This window comes from Pseudomonas sp. 910_21 (assembly GCF_052850735.1).
Genome location: NZ_VXCY01000040.1, coordinates 1 through 418, shown reverse-complemented (window position 1 = coordinate 418; position 418 = coordinate 1). Strand labels below are relative to the sequence as shown.

Below are 418 nucleotides of genomic sequence, written 5' to 3'. Positions count from 1 at the left end.
TCCGTTGTTCTTGCCCTCGCGGTCCCAGGGGAACTGAATTTTTACCCGGCCATATTCATCGGTGTGGATTTCCTCGCCTTCCGGGCCCACCACCGTGGCTATCTGCGGCCCGTCAATGACCGGCTTGGGCAGTGGCATCGGCCGCCATTCGCAGTCCTCGGCAATGATCTGGGCGCGGAAGTCGTAACTCACCCCCATCTCGGCGCCAGCGGCCTCTTCCTGCTGGCTGGCGTGCTGTATCCCTTTGTGGATGATGCGCACCGAGCGCCACCAGCGGTTGAAGTCGCCCCGGGGGTGCCCGGTCAGTTGGAAGGAAAACCCTGGAATCAGCCGCGGATCATCCCCTTCCACCGTCGCGACACGGGCATCGCGACGATGGCCCAGCAGGCGGTTCTGAGTGAAGGGTTGGCCGACGGAA

The 418-nt window shown here is 63.6% G+C and carries 1 protein-coding gene; it reads right to left on the bottom strand.

The features are described 5' to 3' along the window. A partial coding sequence (locus tag FW796_RS31885; protein ID WP_446440710.1) for a contractile injection system protein, VgrG/Pvc8 family occupies positions 1 to 418 on the bottom strand: 418 nt, incomplete at both ends.